General features: G+C 71.9%; 27 protein-coding genes and 2 pseudogenes. 14 read left to right on the forward strand and 15 right to left on the reverse strand.

The window, feature by feature from the left end:
- From ABZ624_RS20065 to ABZ624_RS20075, 3 genes and pseudogenes are all read right to left on the reverse strand, one after another.
- The gene (locus tag ABZ624_RS20065; protein ID WP_360090305.1) at positions 1-3,270 is read right to left on the reverse strand and encodes a BTAD domain-containing putative transcriptional regulator; all 3,270 of its coding nucleotides are present in this window, start codon (positions 3,268-3,270) and stop codon (positions 1-3) included.
- 14 nt (positions 3,271-3,284) lie between these two features.
- The gene (locus ABZ624_RS20070) at positions 3,285-3,461 is read right to left on the reverse strand and encodes a hypothetical protein (protein ID WP_360090746.1); all 177 of its coding nucleotides are present in this window, start codon (positions 3,459-3,461) and stop codon (positions 3,285-3,287) included.
- A gap of 136 nt (positions 3,462-3,597) precedes the next feature.
- Positions 3,598-3,681, reverse strand: a pseudogene (locus tag ABZ624_RS20075) (DUF6578 domain-containing protein); the annotation flags it as partial.
- A 107-nt stretch (positions 3,682-3,788) separates the two neighbouring features.
- On the opposite strand from ABZ624_RS20075, the gene ABZ624_RS20080 reads away from it, so the two are divergent.
- Positions 3,789-4,589 (forward strand): site-2 protease family protein, encoded by an 801-nt coding sequence (locus ABZ624_RS20080; protein WP_360090308.1) that lies wholly within the window; start codon positions 3,789-3,791, stop codon positions 4,587-4,589.
- On the opposite strand, the gene ABZ624_RS20085 is transcribed toward ABZ624_RS20080, so the two are convergent.
- Positions 4,579-4,770, reverse strand: coding sequence for a hypothetical protein (locus tag ABZ624_RS20085; RefSeq protein WP_360090311.1), 192 nt, complete (start codon positions 4,768-4,770; stop codon positions 4,579-4,581). The two genes, ABZ624_RS20080 and ABZ624_RS20085, sit on opposite strands and share 11 nt — an antisense overlap.
- Before the next feature lie 54 nt (positions 4,771-4,824).
- The gene (gene npdG, locus ABZ624_RS20090; RefSeq protein ID WP_360090314.1) at positions 4,825-5,538 is read right to left on the reverse strand and encodes an NADPH-dependent F420 reductase; all 714 of its coding nucleotides are present in this window, start codon (positions 5,536-5,538) and stop codon (positions 4,825-4,827) included.
- Positions 5,539-5,876: 338 nt separating this feature from the next.
- Here npdG and ABZ624_RS20095 point away from each other — a divergent pair, with 338 nt between their 5' ends.
- Positions 5,877-6,473: a hypothetical protein gene (locus ABZ624_RS20095; RefSeq protein WP_360090317.1), complete on the forward strand. Its 597-nt coding sequence runs from the start codon at positions 5,877-5,879 to the stop codon at positions 6,471-6,473.
- 80 nt (positions 6,474-6,553) lie between these two features.
- Positions 6,554-7,819 carry an MFS transporter gene (locus ABZ624_RS20100; protein WP_360090728.1) on the forward strand — a complete coding sequence of 422 codons (1,266 nt, stop codon included), beginning with the start codon at positions 6,554-6,556 and terminating at the stop codon, positions 7,817-7,819.
- A 10-nt stretch (positions 7,820-7,829) separates the two neighbouring features.
- Here the strand turns inward: ABZ624_RS20100 and ABZ624_RS20105 are convergent, their stop codons facing one another.
- Positions 7,830-8,063, reverse strand: coding sequence for a hypothetical protein (locus ABZ624_RS20105; protein ID WP_360090320.1), 234 nt, complete (start codon positions 8,061-8,063; stop codon positions 7,830-7,832).
- Positions 8,064-8,121: 58 nt separating this feature from the next.
- Between ABZ624_RS20105 and map the strand changes: the two genes are divergently transcribed.
- From map to ABZ624_RS20120, 3 genes are all read left to right on the forward strand, one after another.
- Positions 8,122-8,979, forward strand: coding sequence for a type I methionyl aminopeptidase (gene map / locus ABZ624_RS20110; RefSeq protein ID WP_360090323.1), 858 nt, complete (start codon positions 8,122-8,124; stop codon positions 8,977-8,979).
- Between the two features lie 147 nt (positions 8,980-9,126).
- On the forward strand, positions 9,127-9,774 hold the full coding sequence (locus ABZ624_RS20115; RefSeq protein WP_360090326.1) for a biliverdin-producing heme oxygenase: 648 nt from the start codon (positions 9,127-9,129) through the stop codon (positions 9,772-9,774).
- A gap of 272 nt (positions 9,775-10,046) precedes the next feature.
- Complete coding sequence (locus ABZ624_RS20120) at positions 10,047-10,643, forward strand: hypothetical protein (RefSeq protein WP_360090329.1); 597 nt, start codon at positions 10,047-10,049, stop codon at positions 10,641-10,643.
- 119 nt (positions 10,644-10,762) lie between these two features.
- Here the strand turns inward: ABZ624_RS20120 and ABZ624_RS20125 are convergent, their stop codons facing one another.
- A complete protein-coding gene (locus ABZ624_RS20125) occupies positions 10,763-11,407 on the reverse strand; it encodes a PhzF family phenazine biosynthesis protein (protein ID WP_360090332.1) in 645 nt (214 codons plus the stop codon).
- A 214-nt stretch (positions 11,408-11,621) separates the two neighbouring features.
- On the opposite strand from ABZ624_RS20125, the gene efeO reads away from it, so the two are divergent.
- Genes efeO through ABZ624_RS20145 form a run of 4 tightly spaced genes read left to right on the forward strand, consistent with a single transcriptional unit; the run spans position 11,622 to position 15,862 of the window.
- Positions 11,622-12,758 carry an iron uptake system protein EfeO gene (gene efeO / locus ABZ624_RS20130; protein ID WP_360090335.1) on the forward strand — a complete coding sequence of 379 codons (1,137 nt, stop codon included), beginning with the start codon at positions 11,622-11,624 and terminating at the stop codon, positions 12,756-12,758.
- Positions 12,759-12,774: 16 nt separating this feature from the next.
- Entirely contained in the window at positions 12,775-14,034 is a 1,260-nt protein-coding gene (gene efeB / locus ABZ624_RS20135; protein WP_360090338.1) for an iron uptake transporter deferrochelatase/peroxidase subunit, read from the forward strand.
- Positions 14,035-14,037: 3 nt separating this feature from the next.
- The gene (gene efeU, locus ABZ624_RS20140) at positions 14,038-14,910 is read left to right on the forward strand and encodes an iron uptake transporter permease EfeU (protein WP_360090341.1); all 873 of its coding nucleotides are present in this window, start codon (positions 14,038-14,040) and stop codon (positions 14,908-14,910) included.
- A complete protein-coding gene (locus ABZ624_RS20145) occupies positions 14,870-15,862 on the forward strand; it encodes a hypothetical protein (RefSeq protein WP_360090344.1) in 993 nt (330 codons plus the stop codon). The genes efeU and ABZ624_RS20145 overlap by 41 nt, the downstream gene beginning before the upstream one ends.
- Positions 15,863-15,879: 17 nt before the next feature.
- Here the strand turns inward: ABZ624_RS20145 and ABZ624_RS20150 are convergent, their stop codons facing one another.
- From ABZ624_RS20150 to ABZ624_RS20170, 5 genes are all read right to left on the reverse strand, one after another.
- The gene (locus ABZ624_RS20150) at positions 15,880-16,602 is read right to left on the reverse strand and encodes a bifunctional DNA primase/polymerase (RefSeq protein WP_360090347.1); all 723 of its coding nucleotides are present in this window, start codon (positions 16,600-16,602) and stop codon (positions 15,880-15,882) included.
- A gap of 63 nt (positions 16,603-16,665) precedes the next feature.
- Positions 16,666-17,295 carry a TetR/AcrR family transcriptional regulator gene (locus ABZ624_RS20155; protein ID WP_360090350.1) on the reverse strand — a complete coding sequence of 210 codons (630 nt, stop codon included), beginning with the start codon at positions 17,293-17,295 and terminating at the stop codon, positions 16,666-16,668.
- A 26-nt stretch (positions 17,296-17,321) separates the two neighbouring features.
- Complete coding sequence (locus ABZ624_RS20160) at positions 17,322-18,329, reverse strand: small ribosomal subunit Rsm22 family protein (protein ID WP_360090353.1); 1,008 nt, start codon at positions 18,327-18,329, stop codon at positions 17,322-17,324.
- Between the two features lie 20 nt (positions 18,330-18,349).
- On the reverse strand, positions 18,350-19,531 hold the full coding sequence (locus ABZ624_RS20165) for a serine hydrolase domain-containing protein (protein WP_360090356.1): 1,182 nt from the start codon (positions 19,529-19,531) through the stop codon (positions 18,350-18,352).
- On the reverse strand, positions 19,471-20,781 hold the full coding sequence (locus tag ABZ624_RS20170; protein WP_360090359.1) for a multidrug effflux MFS transporter: 1,311 nt from the start codon (positions 20,779-20,781) through the stop codon (positions 19,471-19,473). Before ABZ624_RS20170 ends, ABZ624_RS20165 begins: the two co-directional genes overlap by 61 nt.
- Before the next feature lie 162 nt (positions 20,782-20,943).
- On the opposite strand from ABZ624_RS20170, the gene ABZ624_RS20175 reads away from it, so the two are divergent.
- Positions 20,944-21,702: an SDR family oxidoreductase gene (locus ABZ624_RS20175; protein WP_360090362.1), complete on the forward strand. Its 759-nt coding sequence runs from the start codon at positions 20,944-20,946 to the stop codon at positions 21,700-21,702.
- Positions 21,703-21,921: 219 nt separating this feature from the next.
- On the opposite strand, the gene ABZ624_RS20180 is transcribed toward ABZ624_RS20175, so the two are convergent.
- Positions 21,922-23,142 carry a serine hydrolase gene (locus tag ABZ624_RS20180; RefSeq protein ID WP_360090365.1) on the reverse strand — a complete coding sequence of 407 codons (1,221 nt, stop codon included), beginning with the start codon at positions 23,140-23,142 and terminating at the stop codon, positions 21,922-21,924.
- Positions 23,143-23,365: 223 nt separating this feature from the next.
- Positions 23,366-23,692, reverse strand: coding sequence for a nuclear transport factor 2 family protein (locus ABZ624_RS20185; RefSeq protein ID WP_360090368.1), 327 nt, complete (start codon positions 23,690-23,692; stop codon positions 23,366-23,368).
- 134 nt (positions 23,693-23,826) lie between these two features.
- On the opposite strand from ABZ624_RS20185, the gene ABZ624_RS20190 reads away from it, so the two are divergent.
- Together ABZ624_RS20190 and ABZ624_RS20195 are read left to right on the forward strand one after the other, a co-directional pair.
- Complete coding sequence (locus tag ABZ624_RS20190; RefSeq protein WP_360090731.1) at positions 23,827-24,372, forward strand: DoxX family membrane protein; 546 nt, start codon at positions 23,827-23,829, stop codon at positions 24,370-24,372.
- A gap of 151 nt (positions 24,373-24,523) precedes the next feature.
- Complete coding sequence (locus tag ABZ624_RS20195) at positions 24,524-24,817, forward strand: LysR family transcriptional regulator (protein WP_360090371.1); 294 nt, start codon at positions 24,524-24,526, stop codon at positions 24,815-24,817.
- 159 nt (positions 24,818-24,976) lie between these two features.
- Here ABZ624_RS20195 and ABZ624_RS20200 read toward each other — a convergent pair whose 3' ends face one another.
- Complete coding sequence (locus ABZ624_RS20200; protein ID WP_360090374.1) at positions 24,977-25,675, reverse strand: hypothetical protein; 699 nt, start codon at positions 25,673-25,675, stop codon at positions 24,977-24,979.
- Between the two features lie 55 nt (positions 25,676-25,730).
- On the opposite strand from ABZ624_RS20200, the pseudogene ABZ624_RS20205 reads away from it, so the two are divergent.
- Positions 25,731-26,198 (forward strand): annotated as a pseudogene (locus tag ABZ624_RS20205) (transposase family protein).
- The last annotated feature ends 66 nt before the right edge of the window (positions 26,199-26,264 follow it).

Raw genomic sequence — 26,264 nt, forward strand, 5'->3', positions numbered from 1 at the left:
TCAGAGCAGGGCGGTGGCCTCCGCGAGGGAGAGGCCACCGCCCTCGGCGTACGCGGCCCGGTAGGGCGGTTCGTCCAGAACCTGACGGATCCGGGCCTCGGTCAGGTCGTGGCACCGCAGCTCGACGCCGGAGAGGACGTGGCCGGCCGGCAGCAGGGCGTCGGCGGCGCCCAGGCAGCGGGCGGCGTCGGCGGCGCGGCTGCCGCCGTCCTGACCGGCGAGGGCCATCGCGGCGGTGGTGAGGCACACCGAGTGCAGGTGCGGGGCGATGGTCTGGGCGAGCGGGTCACCGGCGAGGACCGCCGCCCGCCGGCACCGGTCCAGGGCGGCCTCGGCCTGCCCGTCGAGGGCGTCCAGCCAGGCCTCCTGGCAGAGGATCATGGAGTTGAAGACGACGAAGTGCGCGATCTTGAACTCCTCGCGCAGCAGCCGCAGTTGCTCCCTGGCCTCGGGGATGCGACCGGTCAGGCCCAGCCAGCAGGCGAGGAAGAGCCGGGCGGCGGGCATCGCCTCGTTGAGGGAGCCTTCCTGGCTGGCGATGACGTCCCGGAGCAGTTGCTCGCCACCCTCCAGGTCGCCCGTCTCCATGAGCGCGCTGCCGAGGCGGGCGCGGAGGACGGTCACCTGGCCGCGGGCGCCCAGACGTTCGGCGTGTTCGATGGCCGCCCGGTAGTCGGCGGCGGCCTCGCGGTAGGCACCCTGGCGTTCATGGGCCTCGCCGCGGGCGGACAACGCCTCGGCGGTGCCCCAGGTGTCCCCGAGGCGGCGGAAGATCTCCAGCGACTCCTCGGCGTCGCGGGTGGCGTTGCCGGCCCATTCGGCACGGTTGGCGAGGAGGTTGGCGCGCAACTGCAGGTTCATGGCCAGTTCCCACTCGAAACCGGGAGTGTCGCGGCAGGTCTGGACGCTGGCGTCGATAACGGTCCACATCCGCTCGGCGCCGCCGGTCAGCATGACGGCGAAGAACCAGAGCAGGCCGGGCGCCCGGCAGGTCTGCGGCAGCCCGGGCTCGTAGGTCTCCACGATGGCGCGCAGCTTGGCCTGCGCCTCGGGCGTCTGCCACGACTCCAGGTCGTGGTCCATGCAGGAGAGATGGGCGAGGTGGACGCCGCGCCGGGCCTCGGCGAGGAGCTCGCCGGTGTACGGCGGCGGGGCGTCGGTGCAACGCTGCCACAGCGGCGCAGCGGGCCGTACGGGCGCGGTGAAGGGGTCGGGGCCCAGCGCCATGGCCTCCTCGCACCAGGTGCGGGTCTCGATGCGCTGATCCCGCATCTGCCAGAAGGCCACCAGGGACAGCACCAGGCACAGCGCCTCCTGCTCGTCCCGGGCGGCGACGGCGTGCCGCAGCGCGGTGCGCAGGTTCTCGTACTCCAGCTGGAACCGGTCGACGGCGGTGCGCTGCTCCCGGCCGCGCAGCAACACGTCGGTGGTGCGGGCGAGTTCGCGGTAGTACGTCAGGTGGGCGCGCTCGGCGTCGGCGCGGCGGCCGGTCTCGTCCAGCCGTTCGCCGGCGTACTCGGCGACGGTCTCCAGCAGCCGGTAGCGCATCCCGCCGCCGGCTCCCCCGCCCGGCAAGGGCGCGGCCACCACCAGGGACTTGTCGACCAGGGAGCCGAGCGCCTCCAGGGCGACGGGGCCGCACACGGCCTCGGCAGCGGCCAGGTCGCAGCCGCCCGCGAAGACGGACAGCCGGGCGAGGACGTCCCGTTCGTCGGTGTCGAGCAGTTCCCAGGACCAGTCCACGACCGCCCGCAGGGTCTGCTGGCGGGGCAGCACGGTGCGGCTGCCGGAGGTGAGCAGCCGGAAGCGGTCGTCCAGCCGCCCGGCTATCTGACGTGGCGTCAGCATCCGCAGCCGGGCCGCCGCGAGCTCGATCGCGAGCGGCAGTCCGTCCAGCCGCCGGCAGATCTCGGCGCACGCCTCGGGGTCGTCCTCGACACGGAATCCGGGCCGGGCCGCCGCGCCCCGGTCGGTGAGCAGCCGCAGCGCGACCGGCTCCGGCAGCGGCTCCACCGGACGCACCAGCTCCCCCGGCACACCGAGGGGTTCCCGGCTGGTGGCGAGGACGGTCAGCCCGGGGCAGCGGGCCAGCAGCCGCTCGGAGAGACGGGCGGCGGCCTCGACGACGTGCTCGCAGTTGTCGAGCACGATGAGCATCCGGCGCCGCGCGCAGTGCTCCACGAGCCGTTCGAGGGGGTCGTCGTACCGGTCGGCGACCGCGCGCATGCTCTCGGCGCCGGCGCCGTGCAGCACGGTCTCGCGGGCGCCGATCGCGGTGAGCACGGCCTGGGGTACGGCGTCGGGGTCGTCCACGGGTGCGAGCTCGGCCAGCCACACTCCGTCCCGGACGGTGTGCCGTACCGCATCGGCGGCCTCCTGGGACAGCCGGGTCTTTCCGGCGCCGCCGGGCCCGAGCAGGGTGACCAGGCGGGCGGCGGCGAGATCGGCGCCGATGGCCTCGATGTCGGCTTCCCGGCCGACGAAGGAGGTGAGCCGGGCGGGCAGGTTGCCGAGGACCCGGCGCTCGGGCGCCGGCGGAGCCTCCGCGACCAGCAACTCCGCGTGCAGGGCGCGCAGTTCGGGGCCGGGGTCGGAGCCGAGCCGGTCCGCGAGCAGCCGTCGTACGTCCTCGTAGCCGGCGAGGGCCTGGGCCGGGCGGCCGGTGTCGCGCAGGGCGCGCAGCCTGAGCGCCTGCAGCGGCTCGTCCAGCGGGTGGTCGCCGCACAGGGCGGTCAGCTCGGGCAGGGACTGCTCGGCGTGCCCGAGGGCGAGGGCGGCGGTGTGCCGGGCGCGGAGGGCGTCGAGGCGGCGGGTCTCCCAGCGGGCCGCCTCGGCGGTGTGGTCGGGCAGGTCGGCGAGGGCGGGACCGCGCCACAGGGCGAGCGCGTCGTCGAGGACGGCGGCGGCCTTGGCCGGGTCGCCGTCGGCGAGTGCGGCGAGGCCGTCGCCGGTCAGCCGCTCGAAGCGGGTGAGATCGACGTCGTCGGGGGCGGCGGTGAGCCGGTAGCCGCCCTCGGCCGAGGCGACGGCGTCCGCGCCGAGGGCGCGGCGCAGCCGGCCGACGAGCGCCTGCAGCGCACCGGCGGCGTCGGCGGGCGGCTCGGCGCCCCACACCTCGTCGACGAGCACGCCCACGGGCACGGTCCGCCCGGCCCGGAGCGCGAGCACGCCCAGCAGGGCACGCAGTCGCGCCCCGCCGACCGGGACGGCCGTACCGTCGGGGCGGGATACCTGGGTGGTGCCGAGCAGGCGATAGCGCACGGGGTCCATTCTCTCCGGAACGGTCAGCGTCGGTCACGGCGTTGCGTCGGTGCGCCCTCGGGGACCTCCAGGGTGACGAGGACACCGACCGCGCGGCGGACCCGGTACGGGACCCGCCGCGGTGGCTGCTCCTCCTCCTCGAAGCCGTGGAACCACCTGGGGCAGTTGCCGACGGGCTCCAGGGTGTGTGCGCCGGGCACCGCTCGCAGCGCGCGCCCGGTCCCCCGGAGGACCACCGTGCCGGGCGCCGGGTCGGCGGGTTCGGCGGCGCGCGGGTCGTGGTGGGCCGTACCGGCGGCCGTCCCGGGCCTCCTCCTCGTCGACGGCGACCAGCCGCCGGCCGGCTTCCTGGCCCCTGCCGAACGGCCTGCCGCAGCACTCCCTCTGCCAGTCCTCGTAGAACACCGTCATGTGTGGCATCCCCCAGGTTCCAGGAACCGGACGGCGGGCGCGAGACGTTTCCCCCTCGGGTGCGCGGCCGGTACGGTCGCACTCCCGACCGTCCCCGTCCGCACAGGAGTCTGCCGATGACCACCGCCACCACCCGCCGCGGCGAACGCCGAGTCAGTCCGGTGTTCGTCGGGATCCTGGCCGTGACGGCGGTGACGGGCTGGGCCACCTGGAGCGGGTACGCCGCGCAGCCGGGCGTCGCGGTGTTCCTGTTCGTGACGGCGGCCTGGATCGTCTCCCTGTGCCTGCACGAGTACGCGCACGCGCGTACGGCCCTGCACAGCGGGGACATCACGGTCGGCGCCAAGGGGTACCTCACGCTGAACCCGCTGAAGTACACGCACGCGCTGCTGAGCATCGTGCTCCCGGTGCTCTTCGTGATCATGGGCGGGATCGGCCTGCCGGGCGGCGCGGTGTTCATCGAGCGCGGCCGGATCCGGGGCCGCTGGCGGCACAGCCTGATCTCGGCGGCGGGCCCGCTGACGAACGTGCTGTTCGCGGCCGTGTGTACGGCACCGTTCTGGCTGCACGCCCTGGACGGCGTGCCCGCGGACTTCCAGTCCGCGCTGGCGTTCCTGGCCCTGCTCCAGGTGACGGCGGCGATCCTGAACTTCCTGCCGGTGCCGGGCCTGGACGGCTACGGCGTCATCGAGCCCTGGTTGTCGTACAAGGTGAAGCGTCAGGTGGAGCCGTTCGCGCCGTTCGGCCTGCTGTTCGTGTTCGCGCTGCTGTGGGTGCCGTCGGTGAACACCGCGTTCTTCGACGTCATAGACACGCTTCTGCAGCACCTGGGCGTGGGCGACTTCCCGCGCTACTGCGGCCAGGAGCTCTACCGCTTCTGGCAGGGCACCCCCGAGATCTGCCAGGTCACCCCGTGACGGACGTGTCCTGCGCGGCGGTGGCCCGGTCGCGCTTGACGTAGTACCAGGTCATGTTGGACGTCAGGCCCGCCAGCAGCACCCAGACGATCCCCAGCCAGCTGCCCTGGAGGAAGGAGACGACGGCGGCGGCCACGGAGAGGACGCAGACGACGAGGGCGTAGAGGGCGATGCGGGACATGGGGTCGGCTCCTTGCGGGGGACACTGCTACGACGAACAGTGTCCCCCATCCGCTCACACGTCGGTGATGCGGAGCCCGGCGTGTGCCTTGTAGCGGCGGTTGACGGAGATCAGGTTCGCGACCAGCGACTCGACCTGGTGGGCGCCTCGCAGCCGCCCCGCGAAGATGCCGCGCATCCCGGGGATGCGCCCGGCGAGGGCCTGCACGATCTCGACGTCGGCCCGCTCCTCACCCAGCACCATGACATCGGTGTCGATCTGCTCGATCTCCGGGTCCTGGAGCAGGACGGCCGACAGGTGGTGGAAGGCGGCGGTGACCCGGGAGTCCGGCAGCAGGGCGGCGGCCTGCTCGGCGGCGCTGCCCTCCTCGGGCTTGAGGGCATAGGCGCCCTTCTTGTCGAAGCCGAGCGGGTTGACACAGTCCACGACGAGCTTGCCGGCCAGCTCCTCGCGCAGGGACTTCAGCGTGTCGCCGTGTCCGTCCCACGGTACGGCGACGATCACGATGTCGCTGCGGCGCGCGGTCTCGGCATTGTCGGCGCCCTCGACACCGTGACCGAGTTCCTCGGCGGCGGCCTGGGCGCGCTCGGCGGCCCGGGAGCCGATGATCACCTTCTGGCCGGACCGGGCGAGCCGGTAGGCGAGGCCCTTGCCCTGCGGTCCGGTGCCGCCGAGCACGCCGACGACGTACCCGGAGACGTCGGGCAGGTCCCAGGGGTCCTTGGCGGGGGCCTTGGCAGGGGTCTGTGCGCTGTCGGTAGAGGTCATGGGGCGAGCCTACGTCCGTGTCCCGGTCGACCCGGACCAGGCCGGAGCAGACGGCGGGCAGCCCGTCGGTGGCGGTGAGCCCGTCGGGGGCGGTGAGCCCGGCCTGCACGGTCGCCGGGTGCCGGTGAGTCATGGCGCGTGTCGAAGAGGACGCGGCCGTCGGGGAGTCCAGGAGTCCCCGACGCGGCCGTCGGGGAGTCCAGGGGACGGCGGCGTCGGGCATCGGGCGGCTCCCGGCGATGCTCAGGGGAAGGGTGAGGCGGTGTACGTCCCCTGGGCGGGCGAATTCCGCGTGAACTCCACGTCACAAGTGGCCGGTTGCGGCAGGATGCGGGCGCATGGACGCCGTACGGGTCGCGCTGCTGCGGGAAGTGCTCGCCGGAACCGAGTGGCTGGGGGCCACCCGGCGATTCGCGGGGGTGCTGCGCGGATCGGTGGTGGCCCACGGGGGCGGGCTGCTGCTGGTGGGCACGCCGGAGTACGAGCCGTGGCATCTGGCCGCGCACCTGGTGGACGAGGCCGCGTGGTCCGGGACACCCGAGCTGGCCCCGACCCTCGTACGCCATCACGCGCGCCCCTGCGACCCGCCGCACCTGGCCGTCGGACCGGGCCGGATCGAGGCGGCGCGGCGCGGTGAGACCCTGCTGGTGGTGGCACCCGAGGAGCCCGCGACGCTGCTGGAACGCGTCCACGACGCCCGCCGGGCCGGGGTCACCGTGCTGGCTCTCGGTGCGGGCGGGGGCGAACTCGCCGCGATGGCGCATGACACGCTGGCCGTGCCGGAGGGGGCGGAGCTGGACCTGGACACGGTGCAGCACCTGCTCAGCGCGGCGGCGGGCGAGAACGGCGGCTCTCCGAGGGTCCGGCGGGGGTTCCGGGACCGTCTCTCGAGGCTGGCGGAAGTCCTGACGGCACCTCCTCCCGCCCCCTGGTGACGTTCCACCCGGAGCTGCCGCTGCGCGGCAAGGGAAAAGCGGTTGCCCCGCCCTGTCCAGCAGCCGAACATGCCTCAGTGATCCGCACCCTCCTCCCCGACCTCGCCCCCTGGAAGACCTCCATGGACTTCCGCAGGCTCTGGAAGTCAGGCCTGATCAGCAACTTCGGCAGCTTCCTCACCTTCGTCGCGCTTCCCGTCCAGCTGAAGGAACTGACGGAGTCCACCGCAGCGGTGGGCGCGATCGGCGCCGTGGAGCTGCTGCCGCTCATCGTCTGCGGCCTGTACGGCGGCGCCCTCGCCGACGCGCTCGACAAGCGGAAGCTCATCGTGTGGACGGAGGCCGGGCAGGGTGTGCTGAGTGCCGTCCTGCTGCTCAACGCCCTGGCCGCGCACCCCATGGTCTGGCCGCTGTACGCCGTCGCCGCCCTCTCCTCCGCCCTGGTCTCCGTCCAGCGCCCGGCCCTCGACTCCCTGTGGCCCCGGATCGTCGCCCACGACGACATGCCCGCCGCGGCCTCGCTGAACTCGCTGCGCTGGAACGTCGGCGGAGTCGCCGGCCCGGCGGTCGCGGGCGTGGTCGTCGCCTACGCGGGCCTGGGCTGGGCGTACGCCGCCGACCTGCTGACCTTCCTCGTCTCGCTGGCGTACATCGTGCGGATCGCCCCCTCCCCCGCCTCCCACGAGGCGTCGAAGCCCTCGCTGAGCGCCGTCCTGGAAGGCGCCCGGTACGCCTGGAGCCGCAAGGAACTCCTCGGCACCTACGTCGTCGACCTCGCCGCGATGTTCCTGGCCATGCCGCTCGCGGTGCTGCCGTTCCTCGCCGACGAGCTGCACGCCGAGTGGGCGCTCGGCCTGATGTACGCCGCCGTGCCCGCCGGGGCGATGCTGGTCAGCCTGACCAGCGGCTGGGCATCGGGGATCCACCGGCACGGGCTGATGGTGGTGCTGTCGGCGGCCGGCTGGGGCCTGGCGGTCGCGGCGGCCGGCGTCTGCGGGAACGTGTGGCTGGTCCTGCTCTTCCTGACCGTCGGCGGCGGCTTCGACATGGTCAGCGGGCTCTTCCGGGCCGCGATGTGGAACCAGACGATCCCGGACGAGCTGCGCGGCCGGCTCGCCGGGATCGAGCTGCTGTCCTACTCGGTCGGCCCGCAGCTGGCCCAGGTCCGGGCGGGTGGCCTGGCCGCCTGGGCGGGCGTACGGACCTCCGTCGTCTCCGGCGGGCTGGCGTGCGCGGGTGCGATGGGGCTGCTGGCGCTGTGCCTGCCGGGGCTCATGGCGTACGACGCCCGGACCGACGAACACGCGCTGCGGATGCGCGAGCGCCGCGCCGTCGTACGGACGTGACCCCTCGCCCTCACTCGCCGTCGGTGTCGCCCCGCGCGGACGCGTCATGCCAGCGCGGGTCGTTCTCCCACTGGAGGTTGCGCTCGGCGGCGGTCTCCATCGCGCGCTGGGCCTCCTGCGGGGAGGCGTACGGCCCGAAGCGGTCCTTGCCCGGACACTCCGGGCCCTCCTCGACCTTCCGGTGTTCCAGGCAGTAGTACCACTCACCCGGCTTGCCGACGGTGCGCTTCTTGAACAGGGCCATGAACAGCTCCTCTCGCCACCGACATGTTCCCCCATGTCCGCTCGATAGACTCACTGGCATGTCTGGCCAGTCGCTGCTCGTACCAGGGGAGCTGTCTCCCATCCGTCCGGTTCCCGGAAACATCCGCCGCCCCGAGTACGTCGGCAAGCCCGCGCCGGCGCCGTACACCGGGCCGGAGGTGCAGACCGCCGAGACCATCGAGGCGATGCGGATCGCCGGCCGTATCGCCGCGCAGGCGATGGAGGAGGCCGCGAAGATCATCGCGCCGGGCGTGACCACGGACCAGCTGGACAAGGTCGCGCACGAGTACATGTGCGACCACGGCGCCTACCCGTCCACGCTCGGCTACCGCGGCTTCCCGAAGTCGCTGTGCACCTCGGTCAACGAGGTCATCTGCCACGGCATCCCGGACTCGACGGTCCTCGGGGACGGCGACATCGTCAACCTGGACGTGACGGCGTACATCGGCGGGGTGCACGGCGACAACAACGCCACCTACCTGGTCGGGGACGTGGACGAGGAGTCCCGGCTGCTGGTGGAGCGGACCCGGGAGTCGCTCAACCGCGCGATCAAGGCGGTCAGGCCGGGCCGGCAGATCAATGTCATCGGCCGGGTCATCGAGTCGTACGCCAAGCGGTTCGGGTACGGGGTGGTGCGGGACTTCACCGGGCACGGGATCAACTCGTCGTTCCACTCCGGGCTGATCATCCCGCACTACGACAGCCCGCACGCGACGACGGTCATGCAGCCGGGCATGACGTTCACGATCGAGCCGATGCTGACGCTGGGCACCCACGAGTACGACATGTGGGACGACGGCTGGACGGTCGTGACCAGGGACCGCAGGCGGACCGCGCAGTTCGAGCACACGCTGGTGGTGACGGAGACCGGCGCGGAGATCCTGACCCTTCCGTAACGCCGCACCGCTTCGCTTCGGCCCGCCCTCTTCGGAGGGCGGGCCCTTTTTCATGCCCGGATCCAGGTTGCGGACCGATCCCTGCTGTTTTTCCGACATGCTGTCGGTAAACTTACCGACAAGTCGTCGGCAAACCGGGGAGTGTCCATGGAGTCGTTCTCGTCCCTCATCCGCATCGCCTCCCACGAGCAGCACATGGAGGCGGAGACCTCGACGTTCATGGGCGATCTGCTCGGCGGCAGGCTCGGCGTGGACGCGTACGCGCGCTACACCGAGCAGCTCTGGTTCGTGTACGAGGCGCTGGAGAGCGCGGCCGGGCGGCTGGCCCCGGATCCGGTGGCGGGGCCGTTCATCCGGCCCGAGCTGTTCCGGCTGGCCGCGCTGGAGCGGGACCTGGCGCATCTGCGGGGACCGGGGTGGCGGGCGGGACTGAGCGCCCTGCCGGCGACCCGGGCGTACGCGGACCGGGTCCGGGAGTGCGCCGAGCGCTGGCCCGGCGGTTACGTCGCCCACCACTACACCCGCTATCTGGGCGATCTGTCCGGCGGCCAGATCATCCGGGACAAGGCGGAGCGGACCTGGGGCTTCGCGAAGAAGGGCGACGGCGTCCGCTTCTACGTCTTCGAGGGCATCCCCAACCCCGCCGCGTTCAAGCGGGGTTACCGGGAGCTGCTGGACGGGATACGGGTGGACGACCTGGAGAAGCAGCGGGTCGTGGCGGAATGCAAGCGGGCGTTCGCCCTGAACACCGCGGTCTTCCGGGCGCTGGGCGAGGAGTTCCCGCTGAGCGCCTAGCATTCGGGGGCGGCTGGGCAGTTTCGGCCCGGAGCAACGGCGCTTTTTGGTGTGGCCACTTGCCACCCTCTGCGCCGTGCACGCAAAGAAAACACGGCCCAGTACTATTACCGTAAAAACGCCGCAGCTTGATATATGCGCCCGTATTTTCTTCGGTTATTCAAGCCAGGAACGGGAAAACCGAGATTAGTGCAGAACGAAAGGAATAAATTGCACTCCCGGTCAACCGGAAATCATCCAGGGCTTGATGCGAAAAGAGAAAGGGCATTCTCGTGGTCTATTACGACCCCACAAATGACGTGGTGGCCTCCGCCTGTCTGGAGACCCCGGTCGTGTTCCAGCACCGCATGAGCGGCAGCTACCTTCTGCAGGCCGATGACCTGCAGCTCCGGCAGGACCCGCTGACCGGGGACGCGCAACGTGACGCGGCGGCCCTGTGGAGGCTTGAGGCATACATGATCACCGACGACGGTGTCGTGGCCTACCGCGTCCACAACGTCGGGACCAAGAAGGTCATGGCGATCCCCTTCGACCCGAGCAACCCCCAGAACGCCCCGGTCAACCAGGGAATCGTCTTCCCCGACCCGACCCCCGACAAGGACAGCAACAGCATCGCGGCGCTCTCGCAGCTCTGGGTCTTCCAGCCGGTGGCCGACAGGTCGCACATCATCAGCCCGGCGCGCTTCACCGAGCTGTCCCTCGGCCCCTACACCAACAGCCCGTCCACCACCAGCGGCTGCGACCGCATCCCTCCGCCGATCCTCCCGCACGGTGCGGACAACGACTGCTGGCTCCACCACCATCGCATCCGCCAGTACCCGAAGCCGGCCAAGGACCCCGCCTGCCACGCCAACTGCAAGAACTGCTGAACACGCCGCACGAGCAGCGATCGCCGCCATTCTGAGCCGCCCGCGGAAAGCCGCCAGGCGGCTCAGTCATTCACTGCGGGCCTGCAACAGGTATTCCCCCGTCTCCGCAAAGAAACGGCCTAGCGCTCCAGGAACACCCGGCCGCCGATCTCCACCCAGCCGTGCGGCTGAGGTGCGGTCAGGATCTGGGAGCCCCTGCCCTGGGTGATGTTCAGGGCTCTGCCCAGCCGGTCGGTGAGGAGCAGCGCGGCGGCGCCGGTGGCCTCGTCCTCGTCGATGCCGTCGCCACGGCCGGGGAAGGCGCGGGCACGGATCCGGCCGGCCGCCTCGTCCTCCCAGGCCCAGGCGTAGACCCACTCCCCTAGCGGGGGTACGTCGAGGGCGTCCACCTCGGCGGCGGTGGCGTACTGACGCAGGGTGCGCGGCGGGGCCCACTCCGCCCGCGCCTCGATCCAGCTGAACTCGCCGTCCAGGCGGGCGCCGACCACTCCGGCGGGGGTGACCAGTTCGGGCACGTCGAGCAGCCAGGCGGTGCCGACGCAGGGGTGACCGGCGAAGGGCAGCCGCAGGGTGGGCGTGTAGATGTCGATCACACCGCGCTCGGGGTCGTCCACGAACACGGTCTCGCTGAAGCCGAGTTTGCCGGCCAGCGCCTGCCGGTCGCTCCGCTCGGGCAGCACCGAGCCGTCGCGGACGACACCGAGTTCGTTGCCGTAGCCGCCGTTCGGTCCGCAGAAGACGCGGAGTACGTCGTAGTCAGTCACGGGGGAATTGAAACACCGCGTCGGCGGCGGGCGCGTCCAGACGGGGGCGCCGCCGGGGTGCGCGTGGGTGCCGGTCGGCACGGCGCCGTACGGCAGCAAGCCGTATCCGTGACCGGTCCGTGAGAGCTGAGTCACAAACCGGGTGGGTGGAGGTGAGGTAAGCCTCAGGTAAGTTAGGCAAGCCTCACCACATCAGTTTCCGCTTGGAGCCCGCATGCGAGCCGTCCGACTTACCGTCACCGCCGCCGTCGCCACGGCAGCCCTGACCGCCCTCACGGCCTGCACCGCGAAGAGCGACGCCAAGGACGGCGACGCGATCCGGGTCACCGCGGCCGACTCGAAGTGCGACACCTCCGCCAAGTCGGTCCCGGCGGGCCACGTCACGCTGGAGATCGAGAACAAGGGCTCCAAGGCCACCGAGGTCGAGATCCTCTTCCCGGACGACCGGATCGTCTCCGAGAAGGAGAACATCGGGCCGGGCACCGAGTACACGCTGACCGCCGAGGTCAAGGCGGGCTCGTACGAGATCGCCTGCCGCCCCGGCATGAAGGGCCGCGGCGTCCGGCAGAAGCTCGACGTGACCGGCGGCGGTACGGACGCGAAGCGGAACCCGCAGCTGGACAAGGCGGTCGCCGACTACCGCCAGTACGCGCAGGACCAGGCCGACGCCACCGTGCCGCTCGCCGAGGCCTTCGCCAAGGCGGTCAAGGCCGGCGATCTCGACGCCGCCAAGAAGGCCTACGCGCCCTCCCGCCTGGGCTGGGAGCGCACCGAGCCGGTCGCCGAGTCCTTCGGTGACATCGACCCCAAGACCGACACCCGCGCCGACGGCCTGGAGAAGGGCCAGAAGTGGACGGGCTGGCACCGGCTGGAGAAGGCCCTCTGGGCGGACAAGGAGATCGGCGCCGACGAGAAGACCCTCGCCGACCAGCTGGTGAGCGACCTGAAGGACTGGCAGAAGCGGGTCGGCACGGCCCAGATCACCCCGACCTCCATGGCCAACGGCGCCAAGGAGCTGCTCGACGAGGTCGCCACCGGCAAGGTCACCGGTGAGGAGGACCGCTACTCGCACACCGACCTGGCCGACTTCAAGGGCAACGTCGAGGGCGCGCAGAAGGCGTACGAGCTGCTCAAGCCGGTCGCCGCGAAGAACGACCCGGCGCTGGCCAAGGAGCTGGACAAGCAGTTCACCGCGCTGAACGGCGTGCTCGACAAGTACCGCTCCGACAAGAACTCCTACGACTTCGTCTCCTACGACAAGGTCACCAAGGAGCAGCGCAAGGAGCTGTCGGACGCGGTGAACGCGCTCGCCGAGCCCCTGTCCAAGCTCGCCGCCGCGGTCGCGAAGTAAGGCAGGGGGCAGGGCGATGACCGAGACCCAGGGGAGCAATCCGTCGCGCCGGGCGCTGATCGGCTGGGGCGGTGCCGGGCTCGCGCTCGGTGCCGCGGCGGCCGGCGGCGCGGTGGCGATGGCCAAGGCGGGCGACGACGTGGACCCGGTGGCCGCCGACGCGGGCGGCGCGGTGGAGTTCCACGGCACCCACCAGGCGGGCATCGCGACGCCCGTCCAGGACCGGCTGCACTTCGCCGCGTTCGACGTGAGGACCGGGGACCGCGACGAGTTCGTCCAGCTGCTCAAGGACTGGACGGCGGCGGCCCGGCGGATGACCGCCGGCAAACCCGTCGGTGAGGGCGCCTACGGCGGACTCGCCGAGGCGCCGCCGGACGACACCGGCGAGGCGCTGGGCCTCAAGCCCTCGCGGCTGACGCTCACCATCGGCTTCGGGCCCTCGTTCTTCGAGCACTTCGGGCTGCGGGAGCGGCGGCCGGCGGCCCTCGCCGACCTGCCGCAGTTCCCCGGCGACAACCTGGACAGGTCCCGCACCGGCGGCGACCTGTGCGTCCAGGCCTGCGCGGACGACCCGCAGGTGGCCGTGCACGCGATCCGCAACCTCGCCCGCATCGGCTTCGGCAAGGTCGCCATCCGCTGGTCGCAGCTCGGCTTCGGGAAGACCTCGTCCACCACGCCGGACGCGCAGACGCCGCGCAACCTGATGGGCTTCAAGGACGGCACCCGCAACATCGCGGGCACCGAGACCGACCGGCTGAAGAAGTTCGTGTGGGTGGGCGAGGGCGACGGGGGCGCCCAGGACGCCTGGATGACCGGAGGGTCGTATCTCGTCGCCCGGCGCATCCGCATGAACATCGAGACCTGGGACCGCACCTCGCTGCAGGAGCAGGAGGACGTGTTCGGGCGGGACAAGCGCGAGGGCGCGCCGGTCGGCAAGGCCAAGGAGCACGACGAGCCGTTCCTGAAGGCGATGAAGCCCGACGCGCATGTGCGCCTCGCGCACCCGGACTCGAACAACGGGATCACGATCCTGCGCCGGGGTTACTCCTTCACCGACGGCACCGACGGCCTCGGCCGCCTGGACGCCGGCCTGTTCTTCCTGGCCTACCAGCGGGACGTGCGCAGGGGGTTCATCCCGCTGCAGCGCAGGCTGTCCGCGCACGACGCGCTCAACGAGTACATCCAGCACGTGGGTTCGGCGGTCTTCGCGATCCCGCCCGGCGTCCGGGACTCCGGCGACTGGTGGGGCCGCACGCTGTTCTCGAAGGAGGCGTAGCCCGTGTTCTCCAACTACCTGATCGGCCTGCGCGAGGGCCTGGAGGCGTCGCTCGTCGTCTGCATCCTGATCGCGTATCTGGTCAAGACCGGCCGCCGGGACGCGCTGAAGCCGGTCTGGACCGGCGTCGGCATCGCGGTCGCCATCGCGATGGGCTTCGGCTGTGTCCTGCAGTACGGCTCCCAGGAGCTGACGTTCCAGGCGCAGGAGGCGCTCGGCGGCTCACTGTCGGTCGTCGCCGTCGGCCTGGTGACCTGGATGGTGTTCTGGATGCGGCGCACCGCCCGGCACCTGAGGTCGGAGCTGCACGGCAGGCTGGACGCGGCCCTCGCCATGGGCACGGGCGCGCTGGTCGCCACCGCGTTCCTGGCCGTCGGCCGGGAGGGCCTGGAGACCGCGCTGTTCGTGTGGGCGTCGGTGCACGCGGCGAGCGACGGCACCCCGCGCCCGCTGATCGGCGTGGCCCTCGGCCTCGCCACCGCGGTCCTGCTCGGCTGGCTGTTCTACCGGGGCGCCCTGAGGATCAACCTGGCGAAGTTCTTCACCTGGACCGGCGGCATGCTGGTGGTGGTAGCGGCGGGCGTACTCGCCTACGGCTTCCACGACCTCCAGGAGGCCGACTGGCTCCCGGGCCTGACGCACCTGGCCTTCGACATCAGCGACACCGTCCCGCCGGACAGCTGGTACGGCACCCTGCTCAAGGGCGTCCTCAACTTCCAGCCCGACCCGACGGTCCTCCAGGTCACGGTGTGGCTGCTGTACCTGGTCCCGACGCTCGCGATCTTCCTCGCCCCGGTAGGGTTCGCCTCCGGAAAGGGGAAGGTGAAGGGATCCGATGAGCAGGGATCACAGCCCGCGCAGGCTCCGCAGGCGTGACCGGAACGCACTCATAGCGGTTTCGCTGACCGCTTTGTCGCTGACGGCGAGCGGATGCGTGGTGGTGCACGGGGAGCGCGAGGTGCTCCCCGCCGCCACCCGCGCCGAGGCCGCCAAGGCGCTCACCGCGTTCACGACCGCGTACAACAGGGCCGACCAGGCCTACGACAACTCCCTGGACGCGCCCTGTCTCACCGGCCCGTTCGGCGACATCACCGCCGCCCGGCTGAAGGCGGGGCACGCCAACAGCCCGTCCGGCAACCCGCAGCACGTGCCGCTGAAGCTGTCGGACGTGAAGATCACGATCCCGAAGAAGGCCGGCTGGCCGCGCTGGTTCGTCGCCGATGCCCAGGGCAACAAGACGGGCAAGGCGCGCTGGCTGATGGTGTTCACCCGGGGTGACCTCGGTCAGCGCTGGCGGGCGGCGTACGTGACCCTCCTGGCGCCCGGCACCGTACCGGAGTTCAGGACGGACAAGGACGGCTGGGCCGAGGCGGTACCGGCCGACTCCGCGCAGCTCGCCGTCGCGCCCGGGAAGCTGAGCGCGGACTACGCGACCTACCTGAAGAAGGGCGGCCAGACCTTCGCCGACGGCACCTACACCAGCGTGGAGCGCGCCAACCGCGCCAAGCGGGGCCACAAGCCGGGCCTGGTCACGCAGTTCATCGACCGGCCGCTCACGAGCGGCGACTACGCCCCGCTGGCGCTGCGCACGGCGGACGGGGGCGCGCTGGTGTTCTTCACCACACACCACTACGAGAAACAGACCGCCTTCACCGGCACCACGGTCCCGGCCCAGCCCAAGGACGTACAGGCCCTGACCAAGGGCGAGGTGAAGCAGTCCCTGACCCTGGAGCTCATGTCGGCGGAGGCCGCCCTGGACCCGGCGGGAAGCGGCAAGGTGTCGGTGCTGGGAAGAGTGCCGGGTCTTGTATCGGCGCAGGGTGAGTAGAGCCCCCCGTAAAGCGCTCAGTGCCGCAACGGCCAGGCCGCGCTCTGGGCGCCCGTGTACCGGGCGCACGCGTCGGTGAGCGCCTCCAGCAGGCTCAGGGGGTCCGGCAACGCATGCTCCGGCCCGCGCAGCCACCGCACCTGCTGGTCGTCACCGGGCAGCCGCGCCGGCGGCACGAGGACATACGAGCCCCGGCAATGCCAGCGCAGCCCCGGGTGCTCGTCCATGGTCTCGGGGTGGCAGTCCAGCTCGCACGGCCACCACTCGTCCTCGTCCTCGGGCGTGCCACGGGTGAGGGTGAAGAACAGCATGCGGCCGTCGTCGCTCTCGGCGACGGGGCCGACCTCGACACCGGAGGAGAGCAGCCGCTCAAGGGCCTCCCGGCCGGCTTCCAGGGGGACGTCGAGGACGTCGTGGACCATGCCGGTCGCGGTGATGAAGTTGGCCTGCGGCTGGTGCCGGGCCCAGCGCTCGATCTGGGCGCGGTCGGTGGTGGACTGGGTCTGCCAGGCGAACGACACCGGGTGCCGGGCCGGGGTGGGACAGCCGACGCGGTCGCAGGAGCAGCGGTAGCCGGGGGCGGGGTGCGCGGCGGGGGCGAGCGGCAGGCTCGCCGCCGCGGCGGCGAGCAGCAGGGCCTCACGGCCGCCGTCGTCGGCGGCTTCTTTCGGGCGGCGTCCGAGCAGCCACCGGGAGAGTTTGCCCTGCCGGCCCGACCGGCCGCCGAACGTCGCGCTCATCTATCCCCTCGGTCTGGTGGTCGCCTCGCTGGTGTGCGGACAGTGTGCCTTATCGTCCCCTCTTCATGTGCTTCGGGGTGGCTGGGGTGCGATTCCGTGCAGTGCGTACTCGACAAGGGTGTCCGTGTAGTCGTACGAGATCGGTCCCGTGTGCTGCAGCCAGCGCTGCGCGAGCGGTGAGACGAACAGTTCCAGGGCGATACGGGGATCGATGCCGGCCCGTACCTGCCCGGTGTCCTGTGCGGCGCGCAGCCGGTCGACGTACAGCTGGAGCTGGGGTTCGAGGAGTTCGGTGACGAACTGGCGGCCGAGCGGTTCGTTGACCACGCCCTCGGCGGCCAGTGCCCGGGAAGGCGCCTCGAAGCGCGGGTCGCGCAGCTGGTCCACCGTGATCCGCAGCACCGCCTTGAGGTCGGCGGCGAGGTTCCCGGTGTCCGGGATGGCGTACGGCTCCTGGCCTGCTTCCTGTGCCGCCTGCCGGGAAAGGTCGAGGAACGCCTCCAGCAGGACGGCCGCCTTGGACGGCCACCAGCGGTAGATCGTCTGCTTGCCGACCCCGGCCCGGGCGGCGATCCCCTCGACGGTGGTCTTGGGATAGCCGACCTCGCCGACCAGGGCGAGGGCGGCGTCGTAGATCGCCCGGCGGGACTTCTCGCTGCGGCGGGTGGCGTCGGGGGCCGGCTTGTTGACCATGGGGCGACGTTAACAAGCCACGGCGGCTACGCGGACGGATCCTCCGGGGAGTCCTCCGGCGGCCAGGAGTCGCCCCACTCGGCGTCCCGGGCCGCCTTGTACAGGGAGCCGTGGCGTTTGGTGACCGTCGTGCGGCGCAGCTGCTCGTCGGCCTCGCACAGGTCCAGCAGCACCTGGCCCTTGCGGATCTGCGGGCGCCGGACGACCCGGGCGGGGGCCGGCTCGGCGGGCAGGCGGGTGGCGGCGACGTAGGAGAACTTCTCGTCCTCGTACGGCAGCGTGCCGCCCTTGACCTGGCGGTGCAGGGAGGAGCGGCTCACCCGGGCGGAGAAGTGGCACCAGTCCCGGCCGGGCTCGATGGGGCAGGCGGCGCTGTGCGGACAGGGGGCGACGATGTGGAGTCCGGCGTGGACCAGGCGGTCCCGGGCCTCCAGGACCCGGGCGTAGCCGGCCGGGGTGCCGGCCTCCACGATCACCACGGTCTGTGCGGCGGCTGCGGCGGCGTCGAGGAGGGCGGCGCGGTCGGGCTCGGCCAGCTCGTTGAGCACGTACGACACCGTGACGAGGTCGGTGTCCTGCAGGGTGAGGGCGGTGCCGATCCGGGCGCGCTGCCAGCGGGCCCCGCGCAGGGCGGGGTTGGCGGCGGCGATCTCCCGGCCGAGGGCGAGCGCGGGCTCGGCCCAGTCCAGCACGGTGACGCCGCGCTCGCCGGGCCAGGTCGCGGTGACGGCCCAGGTGGCGGCGCCGGTGCCGCCGCCGACGTCGGTGTGGCTGCCGGGCGTCCAGTCGGGCACGGCCCGTGCGAACGCCGCCAGGGCCGAGCGGACCGCTTCGAAGGTGGCGGGCATGCGGTAGGCGGCGTAGGCGGCCACGTCGGCGCGGTCGCGGAGGATCGGGGCGTGGGTGGGGGTTTCCCCGCGGTAGTTGGCGATCAGCCGTTCCACGGCTCCGGCGGCCTGGGTGGGCGGGAGCCCGGCGAGGACGTCGTCCAGGGCGGCGCGCAGGGTCTGGGCCGGGGTCACGGGGTCGTTCACCCGGTGATTCTACGGCGGACTCAGATCACCGCCCTCGCCAGACGGGTGGCCAGTGCTGCCCGGGGTCCGCTGTCCGGTGCCCTGCGCCTCGGATGCACGGTGTTGGCCAGCAGCACCAGGAACGTGTCCGTCCTCGGGTCGAGGACGAGCGACGTGCCGGTGAAGCCGGTGTGGCCCGCCGCGCCGTTGCCCGCCAGTTCGCCCATGAACCACGGCTGGTCGACGGCGAAGCCCAGCCCCGGCGGGGTCAGCAGCAGTTCGACGAAGTCGGGGCCGAGGATGCGGGCGGGGCCGTAGGAGCCGCCGGCGAGCAGGGTGCGGCAGAAGACCGCGAGGTCGCGGGCGGTGGAGAAGAGGCCCGCGTGGCCGGCGACGCCGCCGAGCGCCCAGGCGTTCTCGTCGTGGACCAGGCCCCGCAGCATCCCGCGGTCCGCCTTGGCCCACGGCCGCCGCTGGTCCTCGGTGGCGGCGGCGCCGGGGCAGGGTCCGAAGCCGGTGGCCGTCATGCCGAGCGGGCGGGTGATGCCGTCCCGGACGAGGACGTCGAGGGCGCGGCCGGTGATGCGTTCCAGGACGAACTGGAGCAGGAGCATGTTGAGGTCGGAGTAGCGGTACCGGCCCGGCTGGGCCGTGGGGGTCTCGGCGCGCAGCAGGGCCAGCCGGGCGGCGTCGTCCGGGCAGTCGTACAGGGGCAGCTCGGGGCGCAGCCCTGAGGTGTGGGTGAGCAGCTGCCGCACCGTGATGCCGTGGGCGGCCGCGGCGTGGAAGTCGGGCAGGTAGTCGCCGACCCGGGCGTCCATGCCGAGGGTGCCGCGCTCGATCTGCTGCACCGCGGCGACGGCGGTGAACAGCTTGGTGAGGGAGGCCAGGTCGAAGGGCGTGTCGACGGTGGCCGGGACCCGGGCGGCGGGCGGCAGTTCGACGCCGGTGTCGGTCTCGGGGTCGTACGAGGCGTAGCGGACCGCCCAGCCCGCCGCCTCGGCCACGGCGATGACGGGACCGCGGCCGGCCAGCACGACGGCGCCGGCCGCCCAGGGGCGGTCGCCGGCGGTGAGGGCGTGCGCCTCGCCGGTCAGGTGTCCGAGCTCCACGGGGTCGAGCCCGGCCCGTTCCGGCGTGTCCGCGCGCAGTCTCGGTGCGCTCAGTTCCTGTCTCCCTCCAACGGCGCACGTGCGTTCCCACGTGCGCTCCAGGGACGGCACATTCCCACGAAGCAGGCCGCGGCGACCAGTGCTCCCGCCAGCTGGACCAGCGCCATGGGGACGGCGGTGTGCTCTCCGGCGACGCCGACGAGCGGTGAGGCGACCGCGCCGACGAGGAAGGAGGAGGTGCCGAGCAGCGCGGAGGCGGAGCCGGCGGCGTGCCGGGTGCGCAGCAGGGCGAGGGACTGGGCGTTGGGCAGGGTGATGCCCATGGCGGACATGAGGACGAACAGCGCGGCGGCGACGGGGGCGAGGCCCACCTCGCCGAGGGCGCCGGTGGACATCAGCAGCAGGGCGGTCGCGGCGAGCACGATCACCGTCAGCCCGGTGGCGAGGACTTTGTCCAGGGCGACCCGGCCGACCAGCAGCTTGCCGTTGACCTGCCCGGCGATCACCAGGCCGACCGAGTTCAGGCCGAACAGCAGGCTGAAGGTCTGCGGGGAGGCGCCGTAGATCTCCTGGACGACGAAGGGGGACGCGGATATGTACGCGAACAGCGCGGCGAAGGCGAAGCCGCCGGCCAGCATGTAGCCGGTGAACGGCAGGTCGGCGAGCAGCCCGCGCATCGCCCGCAGGGCTTCCCCGACTCCCCCGCCGTGCCGTTCGCCGGGCGGGAGCGTCTCCGGCAGCCGCAGCCAGACCAGCGCGGTGAGCAGGGCTCCGACCACCGTGAGGACGACGAACACCCCGCGCCAGTCGGTCACCCGCAGGATCTGCCCGCCGATCAGCGGGGCCACGATCGGCGCGACGCCGGAGATCAGCATCAGGGTGGAGAAGAAGCGGGCCATGGCGACTCCGTCGTACAGGTCGCGTACAACGGCCCGCGCGATGACGATGCCGGCCGCGCCCGCGAGGCCCTGGGCCAGGCGGAAGGCGACGAGGGTCTCGACGTTCGGCGCGAGGGCGCACAGGGCGGTCGCGAGGAGGTACACGGCGAGACCGGTGAGCAGCGGGCGGCGGCGGCCCCAGCGGTCGCTCATCGGGCCGACGGCCAGCTGCCCGAGCGCCATGCCCAGCAGGCAGGCGGTGAGGGTGAGCTGGACGGTGGCGGCGGGCGCGTGCAGGGACCGGGTGACCTCCGGCAGCGACGGGAGGTACATGTCCATCGCGAGCGGGGGTGTCGCGGTGAGGCCGCCGAGGACGAGGGTGACGAGCAGGCCGGTGCGGCGGGTGGCGGCGGCCGGTGGCCTGGCGGGGGCGGTGGAAACCTGTTCCGTCTCCGGTGGCGGTGCCGCCGCGTGCTCGGACATCTGTCCCTCCCTGGGTGTGACCGGCACCCATGCTCTCAGCTCGCACACACTGCCGTGGAACCCATGAGCGAGGGCGGGGCGACGAACGGCCGCCGTGACCGTGCAACCGCATGACGGACAGCGGATTCCGTATGACGGATGTTCGGCCTACGCTGCGGAACCATGGATGACAGGCAATCGAAGATCGCGGTGGTGACCGGTGCCGGCTCCGGCATCGGGCGGGCCGTCGCCGTGGAGCTGCTCGGGGCCGGCTGGTCGGTGGCACTGGCCGGCCGGCGCACCGAACCGCTGGAGGCGACGGCGGCGCTGGCCCCGGGGGCCGCCGCGCTCGCCGTGCGCACCGACGTGTCCCGGCCCGAGGACGTGGAGGCACTGTTCACGGCGACGGTGGAGCGGTTCGGCCGGGTGGACCTGCTGTTCAACAACGCGGGGATCAACGGTCCCCGTGAGGTCCCGGTCGAGGAGCTGTCGTACGACGACTGGCGGCACGTGGTGGACACCAACCTCAACGGGGCGTTCCTGTGCGCGCAGGCGGCGTACCGGCGGATGAAGGAGCAGGATCCGCAGGGCGGCCGGATCATCAACAACGGCTCGATCTCGGCCCACACGCCCCGCCCGCTCTCGGTCGCCTACACCACGACCAAGCACGCGCTGACCGGGCTGACCAAGTCGCTGTCGCTGGACGGGCGGCCGTACCGCATCGCGGTCGGGCAGATCGACATCGGCAACGCGGCCACCGACATGACGGCCCGGATGCAGGCCGGCGCACTCCAGGCGAACGGCGAGGTGGTCCCGGAGCCGGTGATGGACGTGGCCGACGTGGCACGCACCGTGCGGCACATGGCCGAGCTGCCGCTGGAGGCGAACGTGCAGTTCGCGACGGTACTGGCGACGGCGATGCCGTACATCGGGCGCGGCTGACCCCCCTTGCGCAAACGGGCTTCGAACATCCGCGGTATTGCGGCCGGTCGAGCACATATGCTCAACTCTCCTCCACAAGAGCTTCACAGTTGGAGCACGTGGATTCCGCAGACCATACCGAGGGGGGAGGCGACGGCCGTTCCACCGGGCCGGAGTTGGGGGCGGCCCCCGCGCGGGACGCGGGGTGCGCACCGGCCGGTGGAACGGCCGCCGCTTGTTTCAGCGCCGGTGCCGGCCGCCGCCCTGCGCCGCCGGTTCCTCGGCCCCCTGCGACGCCTCGGCCGCCGCGGCTGCCGCCACCGCCCTGCGCCGCTTCTTCATCACCAGCACTCCCGCCGCCGCCAGCAGCAGCGCCGTGCCTCCCGCGCCCTCCACCAGCCGCCCGGTGGACGGCCCGCCGGAGCCCGAGCCGGGCGCGCCGGCCGCCGCCCGTACCGCCTTGCGCGCGGGCGCCTGACGCGCGCTCGCCCCGCCCTCGCTGAGCGGATCGACCAGCGTGCCCACGGCCTGTGCCGAACGCCCCCGCCCGAAGCCCCAGTCGAGCAGCGCGGCGGTCTGCTCGTAGACGGCGTTGCTGCCCTCGGCGGGGTGCATGACCGTCACCAGCAGGGTGCGCCCGTCCCGGGTGGCCGCACCGGTGAAGGTGTTGCCGGCGTGGCTGGTGTAGCCGTTCTTGACGCCGATCAGGCCGTTGTACGTCCGCAGGCCCCACGCCCCGGTCAGCAGGCGGTCGGTGTTCTGGATCTGGAAGGTCTTCTTGCCGCCCGCCGGGAAGTCGGCGGTGCGCGTGCCGCAGTAGCCGCGGAAGTCGGGGTTCTTCAGGCCGTGGCGGGCGAACAGCGTGAGGTCGTACGCCGAGGAGATCTGGCCCGGGTGGTCGAAGCCGTCGGGGCTGACCACATGGGTGTCCAGGGCCTGCAGGTCCGCGGCCTTGGCCTGCATCTCGGCGACGGTCCTGGCGATGCCGCCGTTCATGTGGGAGAGCACGTGCACGGCGTCGTTCCCGGAGCGCAGGAACACGCCCTGCCACAGCTGCTCGACGGTGTAGGTGATGCCGGGCTTGATGCCGACCAGGCTGGAGCCGGCCGGGACGTCGGCGACATCGGCGTCCTTGACCGTGTACCGCTCGGCGCGGTCGAACTTCCTCAGCACGGTGTCCGCGAACAGCATCTTCAGCGTGGACGCGGGCGGGAGCCGCCGGTGCGCGTTGAACGAGGCGAGCACGTCTCCGCTGTCGTAGTCGGCGATCAGCCAGCTCTGGGCGGTGATCTTCTTGGGCAGCCCGGAGGCACCGCGCACCTGGACGCCGGAGCGGGCCAGCCGCTCGCCCCCGATGACGGTGGAGTCGACGGCGGCGGCCGCGGTGGCCGTGGACACGGGAAGGGCGGCGGCCGTCAACCCGAGGACGGCACGTCGGCTGAGCCGGGAACATTCACGCACCCGGGGACCGTACACCGCGCCCAGCAGGGGATTCTCTCAGGGCGGGCCGGTACGGTGTGGAATTTGCCGCGTTATGAAAATCCGATGAGTCACCCCTGTTTTCTCAACTCCCCGCGGTGGTCGAGTCCTCGGGGTGATGCGTACGCGCACCCCGGGCCGGTGTGGTGCGCGACCGGACAGGAGATCACCCCCGTGCGCCTCGCGATTCCCGCAGCCCGCCCGCCTATGCCTGGCCGGTCTCGAAGCGGGAGATCCGGCCGTCGTCCCGCACCGTGAAGGTCCACCTGGTGCGCATCTCACCCCAGGTGTCATTGCAGTAGCGGGCGAGCAGGGCGCGGCCGCCGGCGGACTCGTTGTCGACCTCCATGTGACCGTGGGAGGAGAAGATCTCCCGGTCGATCCAGTCGGCGAGGTCACGGTCGGAGCCGTCGTCGGCCATGGTCGCGTCGGGGGCGAGCAGGGCCATGAAGCCGTCGCGGTCATGGGAGTTGACGGCGTTCACGAAGGCCCGGACGGCCGGATCGCTGAGCTTGGCTGGCTGAATCGTCATGGCGCCAGGTTCACACCGCCCTCCGGGCCCCGCCACCCGAACGCCCCCCACGGCGGGCCCGCCGGTGTGAGAGCTGCGACGGTGGAAACGCGGGAGGAACCTGCCCCCGTCCGCCTGTCTGCATGGGAGTCACCGTGACCTGTTACGACCGACGCGATCTGGGCCTGCTGCTCCTCCGGCTGGGGACCGGCGGGGTGCTGGCCGCGCACGGCGCGCAGAAGCTGTTCGGCTGGTTCGGCGGGCACGGCCTGGAGGGCACCGGCCAGTTCATGGAGTCCGTCGGCTACACGCCCGGCAGGGCGAGCGCTACGGCGGCCGGGCTCGCGGAGGCCGGCGGCGGCACCCTGCTCGCCCTGGGCCTGGCGACCCCGGCGGCGGGCGCGGCGGCGGCCGGCGCGATGGCGGGGGCGGCGGCGGTCCACCTGCCCAACGGCTTCTTCGCCCAGGAGGGCGGCTACGAGCACGCGGCCAGCCTGGGCCTCGCGGCAGCCGGCCTCGGCGTCGCGGGCCCCGGCCGGCTCTCCCTCGACCACGCACTCGGCCATGTCCTCGACCGCGGCTGGATGGTACCGACGGCCCTCGGCGCCACGGCCGCGGCGACGGCGCTCGTCGTGGGCGTGCGCGCACGACGGGTGCGGGCGAAGAAGGAGGGCGAGCAGGAGGTGCTGTTCGAGGAGTAGCGGGATGATGCCGCCCCGGGACACCTGGGCGTCAAACGTCCTTTTCCCCTTGGATTGTTGGAAATACCCGCCTGATGAGGTATCAATATAGCCATATCATCGTGCGGTAACGCAGACGGTTCGGGGGTTCCGTGTGCAGCGCGACCTAGAAGTGAAACTCCTGCGCACGTTGCTGGCCGTCGTCACCGAAGACGGTTTCTCCCGTGCCGCACGGTCGCTCCATGTCACCCAGCCGACGGTCAGCCAGCAGATCCAGCGGCTGGAATCGATCGTCCAGGCCCCGCTGTTCCACCGCGAGAAGCGACCGCTGCGCCTCACTCCGGCCGGGCGGGAGCTGGTGGCGCACGCCCGGCAGGTCATCATGTTGAACAACGAAGTACTGAGTCGCGTGACGGCGATTTCCCGCCAGGAAACGAGCGGGGCCGCTCCACGGCCATGCGGATGAGCACAGGAACACCCGCCGCTCGGAACTCCGGAGGCGGCTGCGGCTCGACTGCGCGAAGAACTGTCCCGTAAATGATCTCCAGGGCGGGTGGCTGCCTGCTCGTGGGGGTGGTTACTGGGCGCCGTGGGGTGGGGCAGGGGCGGCGGTGATGCTGAGGCGTCAGTGCTGGTTGACCGGCCAGATGGCCGCCGGATCGCAGCGGGCCGGGCACGCCAGCAGGTAGACCTCGTTGCCCAGGAACAGCCAGTAGGTGTCGGGCCTGACGCTGTAGGGCTGTTCTGGCTGGCCGGGGTAGACAGCGAAGTCCCTCCCCTCGGGAACCTGGCAGACATACACCAAGTCCGCGCCGCATGCGCACGTGTAGTACTCGGGATCCTGCGCCCAGGACGGAGTACCGCCCACCTTGAAAGTCTGGGCCCCGACGGGGGTATCCACAAAGGGCCGCAGAGCCAGCGGCAGCGCGCACAAGGACGGTTCGGCTTCCGGGGCCGGCAGCGCCGCGGGGCTCTGAATCAGTACACGCCAGAACGGAGCCGGGTAGGGCGGCTGCGGAGCGACCCAGTACTTCGGTACGAGCCGGCCATCAGCAAGCTGGGCGTCGGACGCGTCGTTGTGCGCACGGCAGTGAAAGACAAGGAGGTGGTCTCCGCCGAAAGGCTCCAGGTCCCAGGGAATGTCGAACTGGAAGAACAGCGCCATCCGCTCACCACAGAAGCACTCGGGCCAGTCCTGGGCCTGGTCGAGGAAGGGCCAGCCTCCCACCGAGTTCCGCGCCGGACGGACCAGCGGTTCGGTTCCAACCTCGACCGCGTAAGCAGGCAGCACCGTCCGCATCCTCCTCGTATTGCGTTCGAACATCCGCTCAGCGTAATAGCGTCCTGTGCCAGCTGGTCGCGGATGAGATGGTCTTGATGTGGCTGGTGTGATCACGGCATCGGAGCCTTCTTGATAGCCCCCTTCACCTGGGTGAGCCCTCGCTTGTTCGGCAAGCTGGTGGGGCTGTTGCGGCGCGAGGGTGCGGACGTGGTCCGCAAGGGCCGACCGTGGGGCATTCCGCTGGAGGACCGGGCACTACTGGTCGCGGCGTACTGGCGGACAAACTTGACGATACGTCAACTCGCCCCGCTGTTCGGGGTGTCCAAGTCGGCGGCGGACCGCATCATCGATCACCTCGGGCCGATGCTCGCGCTCCAGCCCCGCAAACCGCCGCCGCACAGGTGAAGAACTGCCCGACTGGAAGCAGGCCCACAACAGCTCCCACCAACAGGTCCGCGCCCGCGTCGAACGCGCTGGAGTCCACCACACCATGCTCGGCATCGCTCGGATGTACAACCTAACCATTTACGGGACAGCATTTAGTGGCGGACGAGCGCCACAATGACCCCCGTGGGCGACGACATATCTCAGGACCCCTGGGCACAGAGGGTCTACCTGACCGTGCTGGCAC

The organism is Streptomyces sp. NPDC007205 (assembly GCF_040634095.1).
Classification (GTDB): Bacteria; Actinomycetota; Actinomycetes; order Streptomycetales; family Streptomycetaceae; genus Streptomyces.